This is a genomic window from Marinifilum sp. D714 (genome assembly GCF_030851345.1).
Taxonomy (GTDB): Bacteria; Bacteroidota; Bacteroidia; order Bacteroidales; family Marinifilaceae; genus Marinifilum.
In genome coordinates, this window is the sequence record NZ_JALPNU010000002.1 from 92,092 (window position 1) to 118,236 (window position 26,145).

Sequence of the window (26,145 nt, forward strand, 5' to 3'; positions counted from 1 at the left end):
TCCTTTTTTTATAACTTTTGACTTTGTTTATGATAAATCATTGCTATGCTTAATAAAATCAAAGCGGACAGTTTGCTTTTTGTTGATATAGAGACTGTTTCAGGAACTGAAGATTTTGAGCAATTATCGCCAAAACTTCAGGATTTATGGGAAAAGAAATCCAACTACTTTAGAAAAGAAGAGGAATCAGCTGCTGATGTTTATCAACGAGCTGGAATATATGCAGAGTTTGGAAAAATTGTATGCATATCAACAGGGATGATCACGTACAAAGAAGGCGGACGCAAATTTGTTGCGAAGTCTTTTTATGGAGATGATGAGCGATTGTTGCTTGAAGAATTTGCAGATATGCTCACTCGATTTTGCAGTAAGCCATACAGAAATCTTTGTGCGCATAATGGGAAAGAATTCGATTTTCCGTATATCGCCCGACGGATGCTCATTAATGGAATAGCCTTGCCAGATATTTTGGATATTGCTGGGAAAAAGCCTTGGGAAGTGCAGTTTATAGACACTATGGAACTGTGGAAATTTGGTGATTACAAACATTATACTTCACTGGCTTTACTTTGCGAGGTATTTAATATTCCTACACCAAAAGATGATATTGATGGGTCGATGGTGGGAGACGTGTATTGGAAAGATGGAGATTTGGAACGAATTGCAATTTATTGTGAGAAGGATATTCTGGCAACTGCCCAACTGTTTTTACGATATCAAGGGGAAGATTTGATTCCGGAAGAAAATTTTGAAAGAGTATTGTTGTAATAATCTTTGTTATTGTACAATAATTTAACTTCTTTCGTGTTTAACAATTCTAAAGAAGTAATAATTTAAACCTGAAAAATATTAATAGAATGAATCATTCAATTTATAAAAAACTATCATTTGCCTTAGCTCTATTGGGGACTCTTTCATTGTGTTCATGTGGTGGAAGTAGTGGTGGCGATGAGGAAGAATTTGAATTCAAACCATCTGACCTGACCAATAAATATTGGTATGCCAACCCTTTTTTATCGGGTGATTACAAGCGTGATGATGCGCTTATTGTTTATAGATTTGAAGGCGGGAATATATTGAAAAAACAAGAGTTTAGTGGACGTCGTGACAAGGTAGTTGGAGAGTGGTCGTTAATAGATAACCAATTGATAATTGAAGATGAATCAATCGCTCCAAATAATCGTCAGGAATGGTTTATTCAATCAAACTCAAAAAGTAATTATTTAAAACTTAACAGTTCAAATGGTTCTAGAGAGTTTTATACGGATATTGATGCGATTAATGATATTACAGCCGATGCCTATGTAGTGAATGAGTTGAGGTTGGTTAATGGATCATATGAATCTGACTATAAAATGGAGTATGCCGTTTATGGTGGTCAATTAAGCCAGGTAAAGGTTTTGCCTGATGAATCAACAAGTTTCGATTTAGAGGCGTTTACAGACTTTAAAGGAGCGACGGTTTATTACCTTAAAGAATCGGATCGTGAAGCTTATATTAAGAATTTTGCGGGAAATCAAACTGTGAAATTTGTGGTTAAGGCTGATGGAGAGAATTATAAATTGGAAGATCAGCTTTACGAATCAGGAATTAAAGCTTTGAATAATTTTTCCACTACAGCAACGCATGCAAGTCAGAGCGGTACTGTAACCATCAACTGGAAAGCAATTGATGAGGATAACATTTACTATTATATTGAAATTTTGGACAAGAATAAAAATGAATACCTGCCAAAATTTAGAAGTACCAGACAAACTGCAAGTGCAGGTGAGGAGAAGGAAATTGTAATAGATGCTTCAACTGCCAATGAATTAGAAGCCTTATCTGAATTGGAAGTAGGAGAAGATTACTACGTTAAAATTTCTGGATTTAAATATGAAGATGATATTCATCCAGATAATAGCTCGAATAAAGAGATAAATATTCAGGCGGTTACCAGATACGTGTTCAAGGCAGGTGTTTGGTAGAATAAAAAAGACTGTAAATATGAAGACTCCGCTATTAGCGGAGTTTTTTATTTTTAGACTCTTATACTTCTTTGACAAATAAATTCTTCCGGCAGCGTACGGGTTTATCGAAAAATAATTGACGTGCCCCAATAACGGAAGAGCTCATCAAAAAATTAATCCAATACAAAATACTCAATTGTTTTCACAAGTAGTTTAGGTTGTTCTGCATGAACCCAGTGACCAGCCTTAGGAATTGAGGTGATCTCGGCATAAGGAAAAATGGTTCGAATCAGCTGATGATCGTCATCGGTAATGTAATTGGAGTTTTCACCTTTTATAAATAGAACAGGAAAACCTGTAATTCCTTTCCCTTTCTGAAACTTCTCCTTATCCATGCCATCCATAATTTGTGGTAAATATTCACTGATGGTTTTGATGTTTAGTTTCCAAACAAATTCTTTGTTATCGTTTCGTTTTAAATTTTTGAGAAGAAATTGTCGTACCCGCTCGCTAGAAATACTTTCAGATAACTTTTGATCGATTTCCGTTCTACTATTATAATTAGATAAATCAAAGTTCAACATTGCCGAAACAATATTTTCATGATCGATTGTTTGTGGAGCGTAATCAGAAATCTTCGTGTAGTTTTTTGGTGCAATATCGGCTACGATTAAATTATTTACCCTTTCAGGATAATCTGCAGCAAAAAACATTACGGTTTTTCCACCCATTGAATGACCAAGAAGGCTTGCCTTTTCAATTTTGTGATCATCCATAAACTCCAGTAAATCTTCTTTAAGATTTTCGTAGGTATGCGAATCGGAATGAGGCGATGCACCATGATTTCTTTGATCTAAAATATATACTTCGAAATTGTCGCTCAATTCTTTGGCAACACTCAACCAGTTATCCGAGGAGCCATATAATCCATGAACAATGATTAATGGATAACCTTTTCCGATTTTTCTATAATTCAACTTCATAAAGTAAAGATATAACAGATCTTTAAATTGCAAAAAGAAAGGGTACCATGTTGGCACCCTTCTAAAAATATATCTTGGAAATATTATTTAAGACATTTTTTATACATCTGTACTGTATTTTCTAATCCAAAGTACAATGCATCAGAAATTAGAGCATGACCAATTGAAACTTCGGCCAAATTTGGAATTTCCTGATAGAAATATTGAAGATTTTCCAAACTTAAATCGTGACCGGCATTAATCTCAAGACCTAACTCGTGAGCTCTTTTTGCTGCAGTTACGAATGGTCGAATAGCTGCTTCTTTATCATCAGGATATTCAGTAGCGTAAGGCTCTGTGTACAATTCAATACGATCGGTTCCTGTAGCTACTGCACCTTCAACATTGTCTAAGTTGGTATCAACAAAAATAGAAGTTCTGATTCCAGCAGCTTTAAATTGAGAAATAATTTCAATTAAAAGATCCTTGTTCTTTACTGTATCCCAACCAGCATTTGAAGTAATGGCTTCTGGAGGATCAGGAACCAAAGTTACTTGCTCTGGTTTTACTTCAAGAACTAAATCGATAAAATCTTGCGAAGGATATCCTTCAATATTAAATTCGGTAGTTACCAATGGTTTTAAATCTCTAACATCTTGATAGCGAATGTGTCTTTCGTCTGGACGTGGATGAACAGTAATTCCTTCAGCACCAAAACGTTCGCAGTTAATTGCTGCTTCGCAAACATTAGGAGTATTGCCGCCGCGGGCATTTCGTAATGTCGCAATTTTGTTTATATTTACACTAAGTCTAGTCATTTTAATAGAATCTTAAATTGATTAAAATGTAAGGTAAGCGCAGTTTAAAAATCGTAACTCATTTACCTATCGGCAAAAATAAAAGTAATTCCTAGAAAAACTATTTATGATCGCAAAAGATTTAATTTCTGATGTAGTTCCTGTTTTAAGGGAAACGGATACTGGTATTCAGGCACTAAACTGGATGGAGATTTTCCGAGTATCTCATTTGCCAATTGTGAAAGGAGATGAGTTTTTGGGCTTAATTTCGGATAATGATATTTACGATCTAAATCAGGCAGAGGAGCCAATAGGAAAACAGAAGCTGTCTTTGTTTAGTCCATATGTAATGGAAAATCACCATATATATGATGTTATTGAAATTATATCTCGACTTAAACTTACCGTAATTCCAGTTTTGGAAGACGAAAAAACGTATGTAGGATTGATTACCCTTAATGATTTAATGCAGTATATCGAAAGGATTTTTTCTGTGAGAGAACCAGGAGGAATTATTGTGTTGGAGCTTAATTCTATTGATTATTCTCTTAGCGAGATTTCAAGAATTGTTGAGAGTAATGATGCTAAAATATTAAGTCTGTATGTAAAATCTGCGACTGATTCCAGGAAAATAGAACTTACCATAAAAATAAATCGTAGCAATTTAACCTCAATAATTCAAACATTTTTGCGTTACGATTATACGATAAAAACTACTTATGTGCGTGAAGATGATATGAAGGATATGTTGGAAGATCGTTACAATTCTTTCATGCGATTTCTGAATATCTGATTAAATCTTTATTGAATTAAGTTTCCCGAACAAGAGAAACTTTTATATTTGCTTTTACAGACATAGAATGCTTTTATGTGTGAAATTGTCTGTGAAAATCAATAAAACAAACACAAATTAGATGAAAATAGCTCTTTTTGGTCGACTTTTTAATGAAAGTTTTACCGATAGCTTTAAACTCATGTTCGACGAGTTTGCCAAACGCAATGTGGAGGTAGACATATACGAACCATTTTACGATTTTTTAATTCGTGAAATCAATTTTAAACCACCTGTTAATGGCTATTATAAGGGGTGTGATGATTTGAATAAAGATGTAGATTTTGTTTTCTCTATTGGAGGAGATGGAACTTTTCTTGAAGCGGTAACGATTGTTCGGGATTCTGGAATTCCAATTGTGGGGATCAACAGTGGAAGACTGGGATTTATGGCAGATATTGCGCAGGATGAAATTCCTCAGGCGTTATCGGACATTTTTGAGAGGAATTATACCATTGAAGAAAGGAGTTTGCTTCAATTGGAAACCTCAAAAAATGGTTTATTTCCTGAATTCAATTATGCACTCAATGAGTTTACTGTGCATAAAACCGATACAGCTTCAATGATTACCATTCATACCTATCTGAATAATGAGTATTTGAACTCTTATTGGGCCGATGGTTTAATTATCGCGACCCCAACAGGTTCGACTGCATACTCATTAAGTGTAGGGGGGCCTATTCTTATACCGAATACCCAGAATTTTATAATTTCTCCGATTTCGCCCCATAACTTAACGGTTCGCCCTATTGTGGTGCCAAATTATCATGAAATTACTCTGAAGGTAGAGGGAAGAAGTGATAGCTATTTAGCTTCCTTGGATTCTCGTTCGTGTACATTTGACTCTTCAATTGAACTTAAAATAAAAAAATCAGATTTTAAAATTAGAGTTTTAAAATTGAAAACTCACAGCTTTTACGGAACCTTGCGCAATAAGCTAATGTGGGGCGTTGATAAACGTAATTAATAATCTAAGTGATACTGTTTTTCATTTTAACAAAATTTAACTCGATAGGCATTATATTTTACCCCTGAAATAAGGATTTTTAAGATTATATGTTACTTTTGTAGCTTGTGAATGAAATTTGGGAGAATAGATCCTGTTTCAATAGGGCATAAAAGCGATATGCGATGCTCTCAAATCAATTTTACAGGTGAAAAACAAACTTGTTTTTATGCGCAGACTGATTTTTGGTATACTTTTTTTTGTCGCTTGTAATTCGGCATTTTCACAAACCAAAGCAGAATTAGGTTTTTTTGGAGGAGCAGCCTATTACATGGGAGATATCAATAAAACCTATCATTTTTATTCAAGTTCTGTTGCTATTGGTGGAATTTATCGGTACAACTTTAATACCAGATATTCTTTAAGAGCAAGTATGTTGTTTTCTGGATTAAAAGGAGAAGATATTGACTTTAAGAATCAATATCAGAGAAATAGAGGTGCTTCTTTTGATACTGATGTGGTTGATTTGTCTTTGCAGGCAGAATTTAATTTTCAACCATTTTGGTCACCGGGAAAATCGAGAACCAAAAAGTTGGTTCCCTATGTGACGGCAGGAGTAGGCTATATAGCACCAAGTAGTACCGAGTCATCCTTTACCATCCCAATGGGGGCAGGGTTTAAATATAACCTGGGAGGAAGATGGACTGCGGCCTTAGAGTGGAGTTTTAGGAAAACATTCACCGATAATTTGGATCACCTGGATGATCCTCATAGTTTAAACAAAAGCAATTTAATGCACAATAACGATTGGGCATCCTTCTTTGGAATCATGTTTAGTTATAAACTATTTCCAGATAATGAAGAATGTCATTCATACGGTCGATTTGTTAAGTAATATATGTCATTCAAAGAAAAGATTATAAAAGAAAAGTTGCCTTCTCATTTGGCAATAATCATGGATGGTAATGGTCGTTGGGCAAAAATGCGTGGCGAACATAGAATTGTAGGTCATCAGAATGGCGTTGAAGCGGTAAGACAAACTGTCGAAGGAGCCGCAGAATTAGGAATTTCTTACCTAACCCTTTATGCATTCTCAACTGAAAATTGGAATCGCCCACAAGATGAAGTTCTTGGTTTGATGTCTTTATTGGTTGAGGCTATTGAGAACGAAACTCCAACTTTAATGAAGAACAATGTTCGATTAAAGGCCATTGGGAATCTTGATAGTTTGCCAGTTGAGGTAAGAGAAAAATTGAATGGTACCATCAATACAACATCGGTAAATACAGGATTGACTTTGGTTTTGGCCTTGAGTTACAGTTCAAGGTGGGAAATTGTGAATGCGGTTAAGTTGATTGCAGATAAAGTGGCTGATGGCCAAATGTCTTCAGAAGATATAAATGATTCAATTTTTGAAAATCACTTGACAACTGCAGGTATTCCTGATCCAGAGTTAATGATCAGAACCAGTGGTGAAACAAGAATTAGTAATTTCTTGTTATGGCAATTGGCTTATGCCGAATTGTATTTTACTGAATTGTTTTGGCCTGATTTTGATAAGGAGGAATTGTACAAAGCTTTGTATAATTATCAAAACAGGGAACGTAGGTTTGGTAAAACAAGTGAACAGTTAACAGATAATTAAGAATTAACCATTATAAGCTAAGTAATGATTAAACGATTAACTTTTATTTTAACCCTTTTTATAAGTTTTACTGCCATAGCGCAGGAAACCGATACGATTTACAATCCAGCTCTTTACTACACTTCCCCTAAAATTTACGAATTGGGTGGGGTCACAGTTTCAGGAGTAAAACACTTGGAAACTAACGTGCTCGTGCAAATATCAGGATTGCGTGTTGGATCTCAGCTAGAAGTGCCAGGAGATAAGGTTACTAAGGCAGTTAATAAGCTGTATAAACAAGGTTTGTTTTCTGATATTCAGATTACAGCAACAAAGTTAATTGATAAGAAGATTTATTTAAATATTCATCTGCAAGAGAGACCTAGATTATCTGAAGTTAATTATAATGGTACCTCGAAAAGTGAGACCAATAAAATTAAGGAAAGGTTGAAGTTGCAGAAAGGAACCCAAGTTACCGATTATATGATCTCAAACATTAATACAATTGTTGGTAACTATTTCAAAGAAAAAGGGTTCTATAATGTAGATGTGAATGTTCTACAGAGAGATGATCCAAATGAAGCAAATAGTGTGATTTTGGATATCAATATGGATAGAAATAATAAGATTAAGATTAAGAATATCTTTATTGAAGGTAATGGTGCTCTTTCTGATAAAAAGGTAAAGAAAGCGATTAAGGGATCTAAAGAAAAGCGATTAAGAAATTTCTTTAAATCATCCAAGTACATTGAAGAAAAATGGTACGAAGATAAGATTGGCTTGATAACAAAATATAATGAAGAAGGTTATAGAGACGCGATTATCATTTCGGATAGTATTGAACAGGTTTCTGATGATAGAGTTAATCTGTATTTAAAGTTAAAAGAAGGAAATCAGTATTTCTTTAATGATATTACCTGGGTTGGGAATACGGTTTATACTAGCTATGATTTGGATAGAGTGCTAAAGGTTAAACAAGGTGATGTATACAACCAAACATACTTAAATGAGCGCTTAAGAGAAGATGATGATGCTGTAAGTAATTTGTATTTGGATAATGGATATCTATTTTTTAATGTAAATCCTGTTGAAAGGGTAATTGGACAAGATTCGATTAATATCGAAATGCGAATGGTTGAAGGGAAACAAGCTACGATTGATCGCGTTAACATTGTAGGTAATACAAAAACTCACGAACATGTTGCTCGAAGAGAGTTGTATACTTACCCTGGAGAATTGTTTAGTAAGTCTGATATTATTCGTTCGGTTCGAGAATTGGCACAGCTTGGTCATTTCGATCCAGAGGCAATTAACCCTGATATAAAACCGCATCCAGAAAGTGGAACGGTTGATATTACATATGAATTGGCCGAAAAAGCGAATGATCAAATTGAGCTTTCAGGAGGTTGGGGAGCTGGTATGATTATCGGTACAGTCGGATTACGATTCTCAAATTTCTCTATTCGTAATATTTTTAACAAAGAAGCTTGGAGTCCCCTCCCTACAGGTGATGGTCAAACATTAAGTATTCGTGCTCAAACAAATGGATCTTATTATAACTCATATAGTTTGTCGTTTACCGAGCCTTGGTTGGGTGGAAAAAAACCTACCTCATTAAGCACTTCAATTTACTATTCGCAGCAGACTGGGTTTAATCGTAATGCATATTACTACTCACAAGGCTCTGATCGATTTGACACAGGACAAAGTCAAAAGATTTTCGGAGCTAGTGTTGGGTTAGCTCGTCGATTAAAATGGCCAGACGACTATTTCTCTTTATACAACGAGGTAAGTTATCAGAATTTTAGACTAAAGAATTGGGCTTATTATTTGATATCGGATGGAACTTCTAACAACTTTAGTTTCACCACTACATTATCAAGAAGCTCTATTGATAATCCATTATACACGCGTAGAGGGTCTTCTTTCTCTTTAAGTTTGAAATTTACACCTCCTTACTCTTTGTTTGAGGATTTAGACTATGAGAGAGCGGATGAAGATGAAAAGTACAAGTGGATTGAATACCACAAATGGGTATTTAAAGGCAAGATGTATAATGGTTTACTTCCTAAAAATGACAAATTAGTGCTTTATACAGGCGCGGAGTTTGGTTATTTAGGATATTACGACAAACACAAGAGATCACCATTCGAAGGTTTCGAAGTTGGGGGTGATGGAATGTCGGGTTATAGTATGTATGGTAGCGATAATATTGGAGTTAGAGGTTATGAAAATGGGTCTCTTACACCAATTAAAAATGATGGTAGACGTTTAGGTGGTAATGTTTACTCTAAGCTTACTGCTGAGGTTAGATACCCATTGTCTTTAAGTCAATCAGCAACCATTTATGCATTGGCATTTGCAGAGGCAGGTAACTCTTGGTATGATTTTGAAGATTTTCAGCCATTCAACTTAAAACGATCTGCTGGTGTTGGATTAAGAATATTCTTGCCAATGTTTGGTCTTTTGGGAATAGATTGGGCTTATGGTTTTGATGAAGCTAATTTACCAGGACAAAACGGTAGTCAGTTCCATTTTGTTATTGGTCAACAATTTTAACATATTTTAAGAATTGAGTATTGACTACTCGTTTAATTTAGCTTAATTTAGAGTTTGTTTGTAAAAGGTTTTAATATGAAAAGAATAATCTTATTGATAATAGTATTAGTAGTTTGTTTAGGAGATGTATACTCTCAACAGCGCTATGGATTTGTCGATACAGAATATATTTTGAATAAGATACCTGATTATAAGAATGCACAGGAGCAATTAGATCAATTTTCCAAAAAATGGCAAAATGAAATTGAAAGTATTGCGACTGAAATTAAAGAATTACATGCAAAGTTTAGAGCAGATGAGGTTTTTCTTTCATCAGAAATGAGAACAAAAAGAGAGAAGGAAATTCATGATAAAGAAGTATTAGCTCAAAAATTGCAGCAAAAATACTTTGGTCGAAATGGAGAGCTCTATAAAAAAAGACAAGAATTAATGAAGCCTATTCAAGACGATATCTATGAGGCAATCAAGGAGATAGCGAAGTCTGGAAGTTATGGTATGATTATTGATCGTGCTAATGGGCCAACAATCATATACAGCAATGCAAAATTTGATTTAAGTGATAAGGTGCTGTATAAATTGGGTATAAGAACTAAATAAATATCAAATAAAAACTAACTGAGTATACTATGAGACAATTTTTAAAAGTAACATTAGTAGCCACTTTCCTTCTTACAGGAGCTAACTTATTTGCACAAACTGTAAAATTAGGACATATTAATTCAAATGAATTATTGTCTATAATGCCAGAAAAAGAGCAAGCTCAAAAGCAAATTCAAGCAAAAGCTGAAGAATACGATAAGCAAATTCAGGACATGAAAGCTGAGTATCAAAAATTAGCTCAAGCATATATTGCAGATAGAGAAACTTTAACTGATGCAGTTAGAGCAATCAAGGAAAAGGAAATTCAAGAACTTCAAAACCGTATGCAAACTTTTGATGGTTTTGCACAACAGGAACTGCAGAAAACGCAGAATGAATTGTTGAAGCCAATTTTTGACAAAGCATCTAAAGCAATTAAAGATGTTGGAGCTGAAAATGGTTTCACTTATATCTTAGATATCAGTACTGGTGTTATCTTGTTTAATTCAGACAATAGTATTGATGTTATGCCATTGGTAAAAGCTAAATTGGGTCTGCAATAGATATTCTTATTAAGATATTATAAATAAAGGTGGTATTTTAATACCACCTTTTTTATTTTTACCAATCGTGAGGTAGTAAAAATTAATTGCATGAATAATAATAAGCAAGCGATAGGTGTTTTTGATTCCGGATATGGAGGTTTAAGTATTTTAAATGAATTTTTAAAAGAATTGCCAGAATATGATTTTATCTACTTGGGAGATAATGCACGAAGTCCTTATGGAACCAGATCGTATGATGTAGTATACGATTATACATTGCAGGCGGTAGAACAGTTGTTCTCTATGGGGTGCGAATTGGTGATATTAGCATGTAATACTGCTTCAGCAAAGGCGCTCCGCACAATTCAACAGAGAGATCTTCCAAAGATTAATCCTAATAAACGTGTGCTAGGTGTTATAAGACCAAGTGTTGAGGAGATTGGATTGTTAACTCAATCGAAGCATGTCGGTGTGTTGGGAACAGTTGGAACTGTACGTTCAAATTCATATCCTCTGGAAATTAAAAAACTGTTCCCGGATATTAAGGTGAATCAAGAAGCTTGTCCAATGTGGGTTCCCTTGGTTGAAAATAATGAGTTTCAATCGGAAGGAGGTCAATTTTTCATTAAAAAGAATATCGAAAATCTTTTAAGAAAAGATCCAGAAATTGATACAATAATTTTAGGTTGTACACATTACCCTTTATTGAGGGAGGAAATCCGAAAATTTCTTCCTGATAATATAAAACTAATTTCCCAAGGAGAAATTGTAGCCAAAAGTTTGAAAGACTACCTTGTGAGACACCCTGAAATGGATATGAGATGTTCTAAAAATTCCGAAAGAGAGTTCTTTACCACGGAATTTGTTGATAGTTTTGAGGAAAAGGCAAGTAGATTTTTAAATCTTACTTTAAAAGCAAGCCATATATCTTATTAAATAAGAATAGCCTTCATGTTTTTGAAGGCTATTTTTTTAATAGTCTCTACTATTTAATTTTTTCTTCATCAGTCTGATACCAGCTTGCGTACATAGCGTAACTATTTGCTATTCTATTAATTTCACCTTCTAGAAGTTCTGGGCTGATCTCTTTTATTTTTTTTGCAGGAGAGCCTGCATAAACGCTACCTGATTCTACGTGAGTTCCTTTTGTTACAACTGATCCTGCAGCGATAATTGAATTACTTTCAATTACTGCGTCATCTAAAACAACGGCTCCCATGCCAATTAGTACATTGTCTTTAATGGTACAGCCATGAACAACTGCATTGTGTGCAATAGAAACATTATTTCCAATATTGGTTGGTGACTTTTTATATGTAGCATGTATGGTAGCATTATCTTGAACATTTACATTGTTGCCAAGCTTAATGTAATGAACATCTCCGCGAAGAACAGCACTATACCAAATACTACAATCGTCTCCCATTTCTACATTTCCTATGATAGCTGCATTTTCAGCTAGGAAGCAGTTTTCACCAAACTTTGGTGATTTTCCGTTTAAATCTCTAATAATAGCCATTCTTATTTAGTTTGATTATAAATACAAAGATAATCAAAATTAGATCTGATACTTAAAGCAAGAGTATGTTGTAAAAAAAGTTATGCAAACGATAACGTTAACTGTATTGAATATCAAACTGCTAGTTTGTTTAGGAATTGTTATCTATTTAGGTGCAAATAGTTGTTGATTGTAAGGTATACGAACTGTTTTTATTTAGATTTAAAAGGTTTACGAAAAAAATGATTTGATATTTTAAGAATTTTTCACACTTTTGGTGACTGAGATTTGATAGGGGTATCAAAAAAATCTCAAAAATGAATTAAAGAAAGTAGTTGTACATCCTTTAGTTCGTTTTTAATAATTCTAAAGGGAAAATATTCTTTCTGAGATCTAAATAGGGTAAAAATTAGATTTTAGACCGTATATATAATTAGATGTTTAATAATTAACCACTAACTAAAAGTTTATGAAAAAAAGTTTAGTTTCGATGCTAATCCTATTTTTTATAGGATTGCAGGGCGTTCTAGCTCAAAGTCGAGAAATTTCAGGGGTGGTAACTGCAGCCGAAGATGGTTTGTCTGTTCCTGGAGTTTCCGTAATTGTAAAAGGTACAACCATCGGTACCACAACCAACTTCGATGGTAAATACTCTTTAAATGTTCCAGAAGGTGAAAATGTATTGGTTTTTTCTTTCGTAGGTATGACTACACAAGAAGTAGCTATTACTGGTTCAACTTTAAATGTAGTAATGGAAAATGAATCCATTGGGGTTGATGAAGTAATGGTTGTTGCTTATGGTACTGCAAAAAAATCTAGTTTTACTGGATCTGCTGCTCAAGTTAAAGCTGATGAATTAGCGAGTAAACCTGTGGTGTCTGTAACTCAGGCAATGGCTGGTATGGCTTCTGGTGTTGAAGTCTCTAGCGGTTCAGGTCAGCCTGGTTCTGCTACTTCGATTCGAATTAGAGGTATTGGTTCTATTAATTCTTCTAATGAACCATTGTATGTTGTTGATGGAGTTGCCTTGACAAATGATAATATCAGCTTGGGATCAAGCTCAAACTTAGGAGCTTTGTCGTCTTTGAATCCAAACGATATCGAAAGTATGACCATTTTGAAGGATGCTGCAGCTGCTGCATTGTATGGTTCTCGTGCTGCTAACGGTGTTGTTTTGATTACTACTAAAAGAGGTAAGGCTGGTAAAACTCAGTTCACAGTTAAATCTGAAATGGGTTTCTCTGATTTCGCAGTTAAAACATTAGAGTTAGCTTCACCAAAAGAAGCTTTTGACTATAAAGTGTTAGGTTACAAAAACTATCTTGTTGAGTATAAAGGTATGTCTGAAGACGCTGCACAAGCTGCTGCAGTAAGTGACATCGGAGGGTACTTTAGCCAATATGATCCCAATAGACCAGATTCTGATTACGACTGGGATGACGCCATGTTCAGAACAGGTACAACTAAGAATGTAGAGTTTTCTGCAGCTGGAGGGAACGAAAAAACAAAATTCTTTGCTTCTTTAAGCTACCTTGAAACTGAAGGTGTAGCTGTAGGTTCTGATTTCAACCGTGCTTCTGGTAGATTGAATTTAGATCACAAAGCCAATGATTTAATTGAATTTGGATTTAGCACTTCATTGTCAAGAATGAAGCAAAATGTAATTCCTACAAACGGATATTACTATGTGAATCCAATGTATGCAACTAGAACTTACTTGAATCAGTTAACTCCAATTAAAAAAGCTGATGGGTCATATGCTGAAGTTGAAGGTGGTAAAAAACCAAACTTGGTAAAGGAAGAAGGTTTAAATGTTAACAGAAATGATATTTGGACTTTGGCAAACCAAGGATATTTGAAGTTAAACTTAATGAAAGGTTTAACTTTCAAATCAACTAACAGTATGGACTTTACTCAGATGTATGGTTCTAAGTACTGGTCACCTAAATCACAGGATGGCGAAAGCTTCAATGGTTATGCTTATGAAATGAATAAGAGAAGACTTAAGCTTTCTACTTCAAATATCGTAAACTATACAACTACGATTAATGAAATTCATAACATTGATTTATTAGTTGGTTACGAAGCAGAAAAACTTCAGGATAAAATGATGTATGCTGAAGGTAAAAACTTCCCTAATGATGTGAAGCAAAGCCTTGACGTTGCAGCTAAGCCTACAGGAGCATATTTTAATGCTGATGGAGATAGAATGCAGTCTGTATTATCAAGGTTCAACTACAATTACGATAACAAATACTATGCTTCGTTTAGTTACAGAACTGATGCTAGTTCTCGTTTAGGTAGCAATAACCGTTGGGGACACTTCTACTCTGTTTCTGGATCTTGGAGGATTTCTTCAGAATCATTCATGGATGATGTAACATTCGTTAATGATTGGAAATTAAGAGCATCTTATGGTGCAAATGGTACATTGCCATCATCATGGACTGGTGCGTATGGATTATATTCGTTTGGTCAAGACTACAACGGAGTTCCAGGTGCAACTTACTCGCAAATTGCTAACCCTGATCTTCAATGGGAAAAGAACAATACTTTTAGTATTGCAACTGAAGCACGTCTTTTCGACTTCCTAAATGTTGAAATTGAATACTACAACAGAAAGACTTCAGACTTGTTACTACAAGTTCCAGTTACCAGAACTTCTGGGTTTGGATACTATTGGGATAATGTAGGTGAAATGACTAATAAAGGTATTGAAGTTAGCATTACTTCTACTAACATTCAGAATGACGATTTCTCATGGACTACAAGATTGAATCTTGCACACAATAAAAACACTATCGATAAATTAGAAGGTGGTGACAATGTAGATACATTCCCATACATACTTAGAGAAGGAGAATCGTTCAACTCTATTTATGTGAGAGATTGGGCAGGTGTAAATCCTACTAATGGTCATGCTCAATGGTATGTTCTTGAAAATGAGAAGAGAGTAGATAATGATAATGATGGAAAGTGGGATGTTACAGAAGTTTCTCGAGATGCAGATAAGAAAATTGTTGGTGATGGTAGTCCTGATCTAACAGGATCGATCAACAACAGCTTGTCTTATAAAAACTTTGACCTATCCTTCTTATTCACTTTCAAGATTGGTGGTGATGCTTATATAGATCCTTATTATTCAGTTTTAGACGATGGAGCTAGCTTGAACAAAGCGGTAACTAAGGCTCAGTTGAAAGATTATTGGACTCCAACGAATACTAATGCGAAATTACCAAAAGTGGTTTATTCAAGTCCTCAAAATTCTTCATACAATTCATCTCGTAGATTAGAAGATGCTTCTTACCTACGCTTGAAGAGTATCAACTTTGGATATAGCCTTCCTACGGATCTAGTTTCTAGAGTAGGTTTGACTAATGTTAGATTGTATGCAAGTGCTACTAACCTATTAACTTTAAGTAAAATTGAAGATTTTGATCCTGAAACAACTTCAAGAGGTACAGTATTGAATAGCTTCGACTTTCCACCAGTGAAGACTGTAACTTTTGGTTTGCAAGTTAAATTTTAAAGGAATTGAGTATAAAAATTCTTAAAAAAGAAATTTTAAATTAACTGAAAAGAAAAGTAATGAAAAAATATATTTTAATGTTAGGAGCACTCCTATCATTAGGCATGGTTTCATGTTCTGAGGATTGGATGGGAGATGTTATTCCTACGGATAAATTAGAAGATAGCCAGGCATTTAATACTGTGAAAGATGGTAGAAATGCGGTTAATGGTGTATTATCACTAATGCAGGATGAAGAGTATTATGGTGCAAATTACATTGTATATGGCGATCTAAAGGCCATTGATGTTCGTTCATCAGTGATCAATAAGCGTGATGACGAAATGTATAGATATACTGAAACAACTGAGGCTGGTAACTCAGGAATGTGGACACAGCCATACAAATGTTTGGTTTCAGTAAACAATGCTCTTGCAAACATAGAAAAGATGGTGCCTGATGGAGATGCAGAGAATGTACAGAAGGCCGAAATTGAAGCTAACTTTTATGCTTTAAGAGGTTTAATTCATTTCGATTTATTAAAAATCTTTGCTAGAATTCCTGCTTCGGTAGATAACCCAACTGCAGAATTGGGTATTGTTCATGCTGATCACGTAATTACAAAAGATGAACAACCTGTTCGTAAAAACCTTGCAGAAGGATATGTGTTTGTAATCAATGATTTGAAAAAAGCTATTGAATTAATGCCTGCATCTGCTTCTACTGAAGGTTGGTTCAACAAAACTGCAGTAAAAGCCCTTTTGGCTAGAGTATACCTATTCAATGGAGATAATCAATTAGCTTATGATTTGGCTAAAGAAGTTATTGCAGATACTAACTACTCATTAGTTCCTTACGGTGATTATCAAGCTAGTTGGACTAATTCTTATAACAATAAAGAAGGAGTTTTTACTTTAATCAACACTGATGACGATAATCCAAGTCGTGAAGGTGTTGGATACTTGTGGAGCAAAACAGGTTATAGCTCAATGATGATTACTAATTCTTTCAAAGATCTATTGTATGCTAATGCAAATGATGATCGTATTAAGGCAATTGAGGAAGATGTGCAAAAGGACGATGAAGGTAACGTAACAGGAACAGATTACCTATGCATTAAGTATCCTGATGAATTCGCAAATAAATTGCATTTGATCCGTTTATCTGAAATGTACTTTATTGCTGCTGAGGCAATTTATAAAGTAAATGCTGGCAACGCTGCAGAAGCTGCTACTTTAATCAATACTGTAATTGAAAGTCGTACTGATGAAGCTGATGTATTAGCGGGCGGCGATATCAACATTGATCGAATTATTACAGAAAAGAGAAAAGAGTTTATTGGAGAAGGACATACTTTCTTTGATTTAATGAGAAATAAGCAGGATGTTGTAAGAATAGGTGATGATCACCTAGTTGTTGCTCCAATGAATATTGCTTATAATGATTTCAAAACCATTCAACCAATTCCAAGACTTGAGTTAAATGTTAATGATAATATTCAGCAAAACCCTGGTTATGCTGAATAAATTAGTAATCTAATAATAGATATTTGAGGCTGCCATTTGGCAGCCTCTTTTTTCATTTCTACTTTGTGTAGTTTTATTCAAATGCACTTCCAAAATATACCAACGAAACAACTCTTACTTGTAATTGCACATACATTATATATCGACAAATACAAGTGGGAAATAAAAGCAAATGTAATTATCGCTACCAAGTAGCAGGTGAATATTTCTGCATTTGCATTTGATATACCCATGAATATTGTGGGGACAACTACACTTGTAATGTAATTAGGAAATGCTTTGGGAATAGAATTGCATATGAAGTGGATTGGTTTAAAGTAATTCATTAATCAATTACAATATACTTTTATAGGATGTGATAGTGATTCAAATATGGTTCAATAGTAAGATGTAAGGATATAACTAACCAGTTAATTGTAAAAAAAAGGTGAGGTGTATTGTTTATTAAAAAATTAAACAATAATTTTAATAGTACCTAATAACTTTTTAAAATCTTATACACATGTTTGAAAAAATAAATTATCGAAACCTTACGAACACGGAAATTTACAACTTTATTAAAATTGTTATTGCAATTGTTTCTGGAGTAGATACTGAGCTTTTAAAACTAAAAGTGTGGCTCGATAAATTAAATGTGCCATTTAAAAAACTAGAAGTATCAATTGGTCTTGACAGGGGGAGTGATAAAACTGAATTGATACGAGAAGCGGATGATGTTCGTGATAATTGCTTTAAAGCTATAAAGGCATATGTTGAGGCCTGCAGACTTAGAAACAATGAGGCCTGGCGAAACGCCGCTGAAGTGTTGTGGAGAATCATTGAAAATCATGGTTTACTGATTCACAACGAAAGCTATTCCAAAGAAACTTCATTACTGGAAAACCTGATTCTTGAATTAGATGAAAATAAAGACGCCAAAGATGCAATTACTATCTTATTGCTAACGGAGTGGCATAACGAGTTAAAAAGTGCGCAACAATCCTTTCTTACTTTATGGAATGAACGTAGAGATGAACGAATTAATAAACCAACAAGTGAGAGTATCGAGGCAAGGAAAGCCATAAAAAAAATCACAGCTTACCTTTTCCAATCTATAGAATTAAATTATATCTCAAGCAATGATGAAACTTATCTTGAATTGATAAATGGTATTAATGATGAAATAAAAAATGCCAATACCATTGCAAAGGCACGAATTACCAGACGAAAGAATAATGAGGAGGTAATTGAGGAATCAGAAGTATAATCATAGATTCATATTAAATAGAAACCGAAATGAGCATTTCTGCTTGTTTCGGTTTTTTGTTGAAATAATTTTAATTCTTACATTTCAAAGTTAAGATTCCTCCTTATTAAGACTTAATCAACTCAAAATCAGACTAATTTATATACATAAGTTAAGTGTAACTTTTTACTATACAAACGTTTGCAAAAAGTAAGCAAAATTTCATATCTTTTCTTGTCTAGAATTGGGGAAACGCTACCTTTACCATGTTAAATAACATGTAAACGAGGGTTTACTTGGTTTAATGAAATTCAACAGCAATAAACTAAAAAACAAAAAAATTTAATCTGAGATTAAATTAAAACAGTCATGAGTCAAAAGACAAAAGTCATTGAAAAGGAAGAAGTTGTAATTAGATTCTCTGGTGATTCCGGAGACGGTATGCAGCTTACAGGAACTCAATTTTCCGATACTTCCGCATTATTTGGGAATGATGTAGCTACTTTCCCGGATTACCCGGCAGAAATTAGAGCTCCACAAGGAACAGTTGGAGGTGTGTCAGGATTCCAATTACACTTTGGACATACCGAGGTACATACACCAGGTGATTATGCCGACGTATTGGTAGCTATGAATCCAGCAGCGCTAAAAGCTAACTTAAAATGGGTGAAAGCTAGTGGAACAATCATCGTGAATGAGGATAGTTTCACAGATCGAAATCTTGAGAAAGCAGGTTACGATTCAGATCCGCTTCAGGATGATAAATTGGCGGATTACAATCTGATTAAGGCTAGAGTCACTTCTTTAACTAAAGAGTGTTTGAAAGATTCAGGACTGGATCAGAAAAGTATTCTTCGAAGCAAAAACATGTTTACTTTGGGTATGGTGTATTGGATGTTTGATCGTCCATTGGCACATACCGAAGAATTTATCGAAAGCAAGTTTAAGAAGCACCCATTGGTGGTTGATGGAAACAAGAAAGTGTTGCGTGCAGGTTATAACTTTGCAAAAACAATTGAGGCATTAGCATACAATTACAGTGTAGCTCCTGCTAAAATTAAGAAAGGAACCTATCGTAACATTACAGGGAACAAAGCAACAGCTTGGGGACTAATTGCAGCAGCAGAGAAAGCTGGATTACCACTATTTTGTGGATCATATCCAATTACTCCTGCAACAGAGATTTTACAAGAATTAGCAGCTCGTAAAGATTTGGGTGTTAAAACATTCCAGGCCGAAGATGAGATTGCTGGTATTTGTACTGCAATTGGAGCCAGTTTCGCAGGTAATTTTGCTGTTACAACAACTTCAGGTCCAGGTTTGGCATTGAAGACAGAAGCTGCTGGTTTAGCGGTTATGACTGAGTTACCATTGGTAATTGTAAACGTTCAGCGTGGAGGTCCTTCAACAGGTTTGCCAACCAAAACTGAGCAATCAGATTTGATGCAAGCGATTCACGGTAGAAGTGGTGAGTGTCCTATGCCTGTTATTGCGGCTAGTACTCCTTCAAACTGTTTTGAGTATGCATATCGAGCAAGTAAAATTGCATTGGAGCACATGACACCAGTTATTCTTTTAACTGATGGTTTCCTTGCAAATGGTGCTGAGCCATGGAGAATACCAAAAATGGCAGATCTTTCACCAATTACTGTTCCTTTGGCAAAAGAAGGCGATGATTACATGCCATATGCCAGAGATGAAGAGAAATTGGCTAGAAAATGGGCTGTTCCAGGAACAAAAGGATTAGAACATAGAATTGGTGGTTTGGAAAAAATGGATGTTACAGGTACTGTATCATACGTGCCGGAAAATCACCAGGTAATGACTGATATCAGATCTGAAAGAGTTAAAAAAGTAGCTAACTTTATTCCAGATCTTCCTGTTAAAGGAGATGAAAATGCAGATGTTTTGGTTGTAGGATGGGGTGGAACATATGGTCACCTTACAACAGCTGTTCGTGAGCTTCAGAAAGAAGACAAGAGCATTGCATTGGCTCACTTTAACTATATTTTACCGTTGCCAAAAAATACAGAAGAGGTATTAAAGCGTTATAAAAAAGTTATCGTTTGTGAGTTGAATGATGGGCAGTTTGCTGAATACCTAAGAAGCAACTTCCAGGATATTAAATTCGAACAATACAATAAGTTGCAAGGTTTACCATTTACTGTAATGGAATTGAAAGAGAAGTTTAATCAATTATTGGAGGAGAAATAATCATGGCAGATACATTATTAAAGCAACCGGCTCCTGAGAAATTGACTCCAAAAGATTTTAAGAGTGATCAGGAAGTAAGATGGTGCCCTGGATGTGGCGACCATGGAGTTTTGAATTCGGTACAGAAAGCAATGGCTTTAATGGGCAAACCAAAAGAAGACTTTGCGGTGATTTCTGGTATTGGATGTTCTTCTCGTTTCCCATATTATATGGATACTTACGGATTCCATTCAATTCATGGTAGAGCAGCAGCTATTGCATCTGGTGCTAAATCGGCAAATCCTGATTTGGAAATCCTTCAGGTTTCTGGTGATGGCGATGCATTGGCAATTGGTGGTAACCACTTTATACATGCTGTACGTAGAAATATAGATATGACCATCTTGTTATTTAATAACGAGATTTATGGTTTGACTAAAGGTCAGTATTCGCCAACATCGAAACAAGGGATGGTAACCAAAACATCTCCATTCGGAACCATTGAGCAACCTTTCCATCCTGCAGAGCTGGCATTGGGAGCTCAATCTAAGTTCTATGCTCGATCAATCGATACCAATATCAAGTTAACTTCTGAAATTCTTTTGGATGCAACAAAGCATAGAGGAACATCAATTGTTGAGGTTCTTCAGAATTGTGTAATCTATAATGATGGAACACATTCTTTGATTACTGATAAGAACACCAAAGAAGAATATCAGTTGATTCTTCGTCATGGCGAAAGAATGATTTTCGGTAAAGAAAAGAACAAAGGATTGGTAATGGGAGGTAATGGTAAACTAGTAGTTGTTACCATTGGCGAACATGGTATTACCGAACAAGATATATTGATTCATGATGCTCATACGCCAGATCCACATATGCACTGGTTATTGTCGAATATGAGTGCACCTGAGTACCCAGTTGCGTTTGGTGTAATTCGTGATGTAGCTGCCCTTTCTTATGAAGAAAAAATGGTACAGCAAATTAAAGATGTTCAGGCGCAATCGTCAATCAAATGTATGGATGACTTATTGAACAGTGGTGATACTTGGGAAGTTGAGTAATTAAAACTTTTCAATTGATATATTATAAAGAGGGAATCGTTGGTTCCCTCTTTTTTTATGCCATATCAGAAATTAAATCACACTTTCTGACCTTACTAGATTCCTTTTAATATTTATTAGTATTGGTTTTTACAATGGTATGATTAAGTACTTAAGCTTCATCTAAATGATATGTAGAACTTCTTAAAGATTTAATCTGATTGATTAAAAAGTAAAACTGCAAATAATTAGTAATTTGTATAGCCTTTTAGCTCCGTTTTATTATAAAAATAATTACCATTGTAGTTTGAAAAATTACTGATATTGAAGTAGTCCAACAGACCATTAAGATTAGTAACTTTGTAATAAAATAGGGAAACAACAACACTAAATAAATTAGTTAAAGAATATGGAAGAAATTTCGATTTCGAAAATTTATAAGCGAAAGAAAAACGACCGTGATATTTTTCAGGAATTGATGCCTTACAAAGTGAAGGAGATTCTGTTGATTGCAACTTATTACGACGCATATACAATTGTTCGTGAAGGACAATTCTCAGATAAAATTGTAGGTGAATATTTACAGTTGAATTTGTATGCAGCGCCGCGTTTTACAAGTGTTGCTACAAATGAAGAAGCACTGGATGCTTTAGAGAATCGCCATTACGATATGGTAATTTTAATGGCTGGTTTGGATAAAGAATCGCCATTAGAGCTAAGTCAGGAAATCAAAAAAGTAGATCCTGAAATTCCTGTTTTGGTTTTGGTGAATAACAATAGTGATTTGGCTTATTTCGATCGTGCAGCTGATAAAATCAAAAACAATATCGACCGCGTATTTGTGTGGAATGGTTCAACTAAGATATTCATGGCGATGACCAAATATATCGAGGATAAAATGAACCTTGAGACGGATACCAAGAGTGGAGATGTTCGTGTAATTCTTTTAGCAGAAGACTCGGTGAAGTATTATTCTAGGTACCTTCCTTTGTTATACACTTCGGTGATGACACAAACCCAAAAGGTAATTTCGGACGAAGGTGATATTGATGAATTGCACAAGATTTTAAAGATGCGTGCTCGTCCGAAAGTAATCTTGGTAAGTACATTCGAAGATGCTGTTGATGTTGTAGATAAGTATCTGGAGAATCTGCTATGTGTAATCTCAGATGTTCGATTTGCACGAGATGGAAAATTGGATGATGATTCGGGTGTTGATTTAATAAAATACGTGCAGGCAAAAAACATGAGAATTCCATGTTTGATGCAATCGCATGATACCGATAATGCAATCAGAGCAATGCAGGTTGATGCTGATTTTATAAACAAAAACAGTGATACTTTAGCATTGGATATTTATAATTTCATTTATACCAAATTGGGATTTGGTGATTTTGTATTCCGTAATCAAAGTGGTACACGTGTTGCAGTTGCAAAATCAATGGAAGAGTTCGAGGAAAAATTAAAGTACATTCCTGATGAATCGCTGCTTTTTCACTCCAAACGAAATGGAATTTCAACTTGGCTAATGGCTCGTGGAGAGATTAACGTGGCCAAGAAGCTAAGAAGATATCAGATTGAAGATTTCAAATCCGTAAAGGATCTAAGAAAATTTTGTTTGGACGTATTCGAAGCTTCAAGAATTAAGCAGCTAAGAGGTAGAATTATTCGATTTAAGCCGAACATTGTAAATTCCAATCATTACATTGTTCGTATGGGTAGAGGTTCCTTAGGAGGAAAAGGTCGTGGTCTTGCGTTCCTGAGTAATTTTATTGAGAACATCTACTTTAAGAAACTGATTAAGGACATCAATATATCGATTCCTAAGACGGCTATTGTTGGGGTTGATGAGTATGATAATTTTATCGAGAAAAATAACCTTTACGATAAAATTTACCTTGATAAGAATTACAAGAAGGTAAAAGAATTATTCCTTAAAGGAGATATTCCGGATAAATTGGGAAAGAAGCTTCGCCAGTATCTCGAAGAGATCAATAAACCAATTGCGGTTCGATCTTCAGGATTATTCGAGGATTCGCTAATGCAACCTTTTGCCGGAGTTTATGCGACTTATTTGTTGCCAAACAATGATCCGGATATCGAAGTGAGATACCAACATCTGGTTACTGCGATTAAATTAATTTATGCCTCAATTTTTACTCCTGAAGCCCAATCGTATTTCAGTGCGGTTGATTACAAGATTGAAGAGGAAAAAATGGCTGTAATCATACAGGAAGTTGTTGGTCAGGAATACAATGGCAAGTTCTATCCTAATATTAGTGGGGTGGCACAATCGTACAACTATTATCCGTTTTCATACATGAAACCAGAAGATGGTTTTTCGGTAATGGCAATCGGATTAGGAAAGTATGTTGTGGGTGGAGAAAAAACTCATCGATTCTGTCCTGAGCATCCTAAGTTGCAGTTGGCTTCAATCGAAGATCAGATTAAAGATTCTCAGAAATACTTCTATGCGATTGATATGCAAAAGGAGAATATTGATTTGATTAACGATGGAGAAGATGCAGTAACTATAAAATATGAGCTGGCACAAGCAGAGAAAGATGGCAATTTATTGCACTGTGCTTCGGTTTATGATTTCCAGAATGACAGGTTAGAACCAGATTTGAATTTACGTGGACCACGAGTGGTTGATTTTGCAAATATCTTAAAATACAATCAGGTACCAGTTGCACATGCCCTAAGTGTATTGTTGAATATCTTCAAACAAGCCATGGGAGCACCTGTAGAAATTGAGTATGCCATTGATTTATCGAAAGGTAAAGACGGAAATCCAACTTTCCACTTGCTCCAGATTAAACCTTTGATCCGTCAGGAAATGAGTGTTGATATTGATATGTCGAAGGTGGATCGCAACAAATTGGTTATGCTTGCCAATAAAGGTATGGGTAATGGAAAAGTAAACCATATCCGCGATGTAATTTATATGGATTTAAGCAAGTTTGACAGAACCAAGACCGAAGAAATGGCTGAGGAAATGGAGCTTTTGAACCAAAAAATGAAAGAGCAAGATCGTCAGTATGTATTGTTTGGTCCGGGGCGCTGGGGAACTCGCGATAAGTTTACAGGAATTCCAGTTCTTTGGTCGCAAATATCAAATGCCAAAGTAATTGTAGAGCAGGGTTTGGAAGATTTTCCATTGGATGCTTCTTTAGGTTCTCATTTCTTCCACAATGTAACATCGATGAATGTGGGTTATTTTTCAATCAAGAATAATTCAGAATTGAATTTTGTGAACATGGAAATGCTGGATAAGCAGGAAAAAATTGAGCAAATTCATTACTTCAAACATGTTCGTTTTAAAGAACCATTGGAGATTTTAATGGACGGCAAAAAACAAACTAGTGTGATTAGTTTTAAATAATAACAGGAGGCTTTAGGCCTCCTGTTTTCGTATAAAAAAAGCTGTCCAATAGGACAGCTTTTTAGTATTATTTAAAGATGGATTATCCTTGGTATGAATCAATACCAGCAGTTTCCATTTTACGATCAACTTTCTTCACCAATCCTTGGATTACTTTACCAGGACCTACTTCAGTAAATGAACTTGCACCATCAGCAATCATATTTACCATTGTTTGAGTAAAACGTACTGGAGCAGTTAACTGAGCAACAAGATTCTTCTTGATTTCAGCTGGATCAGTAACAGGCTTTGCATTTACGTTTTGATATACAGGACAAGCTGGAGTTGAGAAGTTTGTATTTTCGATAGCTTCTTCTAACTCAACACGAGCAGGCTCCATTAATGGAGAGTGGAATGCACCACCAACTTTCAATGGTAAAGCTCTTTTAGCACCAGCTTCTTTTAACTTTTCACAAGCAATTTCGATGCCTTTCATGCTACCAGAAATTACCAACTGACCAGGACAGTTAAAGTTTGCAGGAACAACTACCTCTTCGATTTCTGCACAAACTTTTTCAACAGTTTCATCATCTAAACCGATGATTGCTGCCATTGTTGAAGGTTCCATTTCACAAGCTTTTTGCATAGCCATTGCACGCTGAGACACCAGTTTTAAACCATCTTCGAAAGATAAAGTTCCGTTTGCAACCAATGCTGAGAATTCACCTAATGAGTGACCAGCAACCATTTCTGGTTTGAAATCTTCACCAAGTGTTTTAGCTAAAATTACCGAATGCAAGAAAATTGCAGGCTGAGTAACTTTAGTTTGTCTAAGATCTTCGTCAGTTCCTTCAAACATTAAATCAGTAATGCGGAAACCTAGAATTTCGTTAGCCTTTTCGAAAAGATCCTTAGCAAGTTCCGAATTTTCGTATAGGTCTTTACCCATACCAACAAATTGGGCTCCTTGCCCTGGAAATACATATGCTTTCATC

Annotated in this window: 20 protein-coding genes; 16 read left to right on the forward strand and 4 right to left on the reverse strand. The window is 35.1% G+C overall.

What is annotated here, in order from left to right; genetic code table 11:
• Positions 1-45 precede the first annotated feature (45 nt).
• Positions 46-768, forward strand: coding sequence for a 3'-5' exonuclease (locus M0051_RS02290; protein ID WP_306739915.1), 723 nt, complete (start codon positions 46-48; stop codon positions 766-768).
• A gap of 89 nt (positions 769-857) precedes the next feature.
• The gene (locus tag M0051_RS02295) at positions 858-1,967 is read left to right on the forward strand and encodes a hypothetical protein (RefSeq protein WP_306739916.1); all 1,110 of its coding nucleotides are present in this window, start codon (positions 858-860) and stop codon (positions 1,965-1,967) included.
• 155 nt (positions 1,968-2,122) lie between these two features.
• Here M0051_RS02295 and M0051_RS02300 read toward each other — a convergent pair whose 3' ends face one another.
• Together M0051_RS02300 and M0051_RS02305 are read right to left on the reverse strand one after the other, a co-directional pair.
• Entirely contained in the window at positions 2,123-2,932 is an 810-nt protein-coding gene (locus M0051_RS02300; protein ID WP_306739917.1) for an alpha/beta fold hydrolase, read from the reverse strand.
• An 83-nt stretch (positions 2,933-3,015) separates the two neighbouring features.
• Complete coding sequence (locus M0051_RS02305; protein ID WP_306739918.1) at positions 3,016-3,729, reverse strand: pyridoxine 5'-phosphate synthase; 714 nt, start codon at positions 3,727-3,729, stop codon at positions 3,016-3,018.
• 106 nt (positions 3,730-3,835) lie between these two features.
• Here M0051_RS02305 and M0051_RS02310 point away from each other — a divergent pair, with 106 nt between their 5' ends.
• From M0051_RS02310 to murI, 8 genes are all read left to right on the forward strand, one after another.
• Positions 3,836-4,501: a CBS domain-containing protein gene (locus M0051_RS02310; protein ID WP_306739919.1), complete on the forward strand. Its 666-nt coding sequence runs from the start codon at positions 3,836-3,838 to the stop codon at positions 4,499-4,501.
• A 121-nt stretch (positions 4,502-4,622) separates the two neighbouring features.
• Positions 4,623-5,507, forward strand: coding sequence for an NAD kinase (locus M0051_RS02315; protein WP_306739920.1), 885 nt, complete (start codon positions 4,623-4,625; stop codon positions 5,505-5,507).
• 208 nt (positions 5,508-5,715) lie between these two features.
• The gene (locus M0051_RS02320; RefSeq protein WP_306739921.1) at positions 5,716-6,381 is read left to right on the forward strand and encodes a DUF6089 family protein; all 666 of its coding nucleotides are present in this window, start codon (positions 5,716-5,718) and stop codon (positions 6,379-6,381) included.
• 3 nt (positions 6,382-6,384) lie between these two features.
• Positions 6,385-7,131, forward strand: coding sequence for an isoprenyl transferase (locus M0051_RS02325; RefSeq protein ID WP_306739922.1), 747 nt, complete (start codon positions 6,385-6,387; stop codon positions 7,129-7,131).
• A 24-nt stretch (positions 7,132-7,155) separates the two neighbouring features.
• Positions 7,156-9,669, forward strand: a complete 2,514-nt coding sequence (gene bamA / locus M0051_RS02330; protein ID WP_306739923.1) for an outer membrane protein assembly factor BamA — start codon at positions 7,156-7,158, stop codon at positions 9,667-9,669.
• A 75-nt stretch (positions 9,670-9,744) separates the two neighbouring features.
• Positions 9,745-10,266, forward strand: coding sequence for an OmpH family outer membrane protein (locus M0051_RS02335; protein WP_306739924.1), 522 nt, complete (start codon positions 9,745-9,747; stop codon positions 10,264-10,266).
• A 29-nt stretch (positions 10,267-10,295) separates the two neighbouring features.
• On the forward strand, positions 10,296-10,811 hold the full coding sequence (locus tag M0051_RS02340) for an OmpH family outer membrane protein (protein WP_306739925.1): 516 nt from the start codon (positions 10,296-10,298) through the stop codon (positions 10,809-10,811).
• Positions 10,812-10,901: 90 nt separating this feature from the next.
• Complete coding sequence (gene murI / locus M0051_RS02345) at positions 10,902-11,729, forward strand: glutamate racemase (protein ID WP_306739926.1); 828 nt, start codon at positions 10,902-10,904, stop codon at positions 11,727-11,729.
• A gap of 49 nt (positions 11,730-11,778) precedes the next feature.
• Here murI and M0051_RS02350 read toward each other — a convergent pair whose 3' ends face one another.
• The gene (locus M0051_RS02350) at positions 11,779-12,312 is read right to left on the reverse strand and encodes a gamma carbonic anhydrase family protein (RefSeq protein WP_306739927.1); all 534 of its coding nucleotides are present in this window, start codon (positions 12,310-12,312) and stop codon (positions 11,779-11,781) included.
• A gap of 448 nt (positions 12,313-12,760) precedes the next feature.
• Here M0051_RS02350 and M0051_RS02355 point away from each other — a divergent pair, with 448 nt between their 5' ends.
• The 6 genes from M0051_RS02355 (at position 12,761) to M0051_RS02380 (ending at position 25,171) form a co-directional block, all read left to right on the forward strand.
• On the forward strand, positions 12,761-15,820 hold the full coding sequence (locus tag M0051_RS02355) for a TonB-dependent receptor (RefSeq protein ID WP_306739928.1): 3,060 nt from the start codon (positions 12,761-12,763) through the stop codon (positions 15,818-15,820).
• A 59-nt stretch (positions 15,821-15,879) separates the two neighbouring features.
• A complete protein-coding gene (locus M0051_RS02360; protein WP_306739929.1) occupies positions 15,880-17,325 on the forward strand; it encodes a RagB/SusD family nutrient uptake outer membrane protein in 1,446 nt (481 codons plus the stop codon).
• Positions 17,326-17,827: 502 nt separating this feature from the next.
• On the forward strand, positions 17,828-18,571 hold the full coding sequence (locus M0051_RS02365) for a DUF6261 family protein (protein ID WP_306739930.1): 744 nt from the start codon (positions 17,828-17,830) through the stop codon (positions 18,569-18,571).
• A 348-nt stretch (positions 18,572-18,919) separates the two neighbouring features.
• Positions 18,920-20,764, forward strand: a complete 1,845-nt coding sequence (locus M0051_RS02370) for a 2-oxoacid:acceptor oxidoreductase subunit alpha (RefSeq protein WP_306739931.1) — start codon at positions 18,920-18,922, stop codon at positions 20,762-20,764.
• A gap of 2 nt (positions 20,765-20,766) precedes the next feature.
• The gene (locus M0051_RS02375; RefSeq protein ID WP_306739932.1) at positions 20,767-21,807 is read left to right on the forward strand and encodes a 2-oxoacid:ferredoxin oxidoreductase subunit beta; all 1,041 of its coding nucleotides are present in this window, start codon (positions 20,767-20,769) and stop codon (positions 21,805-21,807) included.
• A 388-nt stretch (positions 21,808-22,195) separates the two neighbouring features.
• Positions 22,196-25,171 carry a PEP/pyruvate-binding domain-containing protein gene (locus M0051_RS02380; protein ID WP_306739934.1) on the forward strand — a complete coding sequence of 992 codons (2,976 nt, stop codon included), beginning with the start codon at positions 22,196-22,198 and terminating at the stop codon, positions 25,169-25,171.
• Between the two features lie 82 nt (positions 25,172-25,253).
• Here M0051_RS02380 and fabD read toward each other — a convergent pair whose 3' ends face one another.
• Complete coding sequence (fabD, locus tag M0051_RS02385; protein WP_306739935.1) at positions 25,254-26,144, reverse strand: ACP S-malonyltransferase; 891 nt, start codon at positions 26,142-26,144, stop codon at positions 25,254-25,256.
• Between the last annotated feature and the right edge of the window lies 1 nt (position 26,145).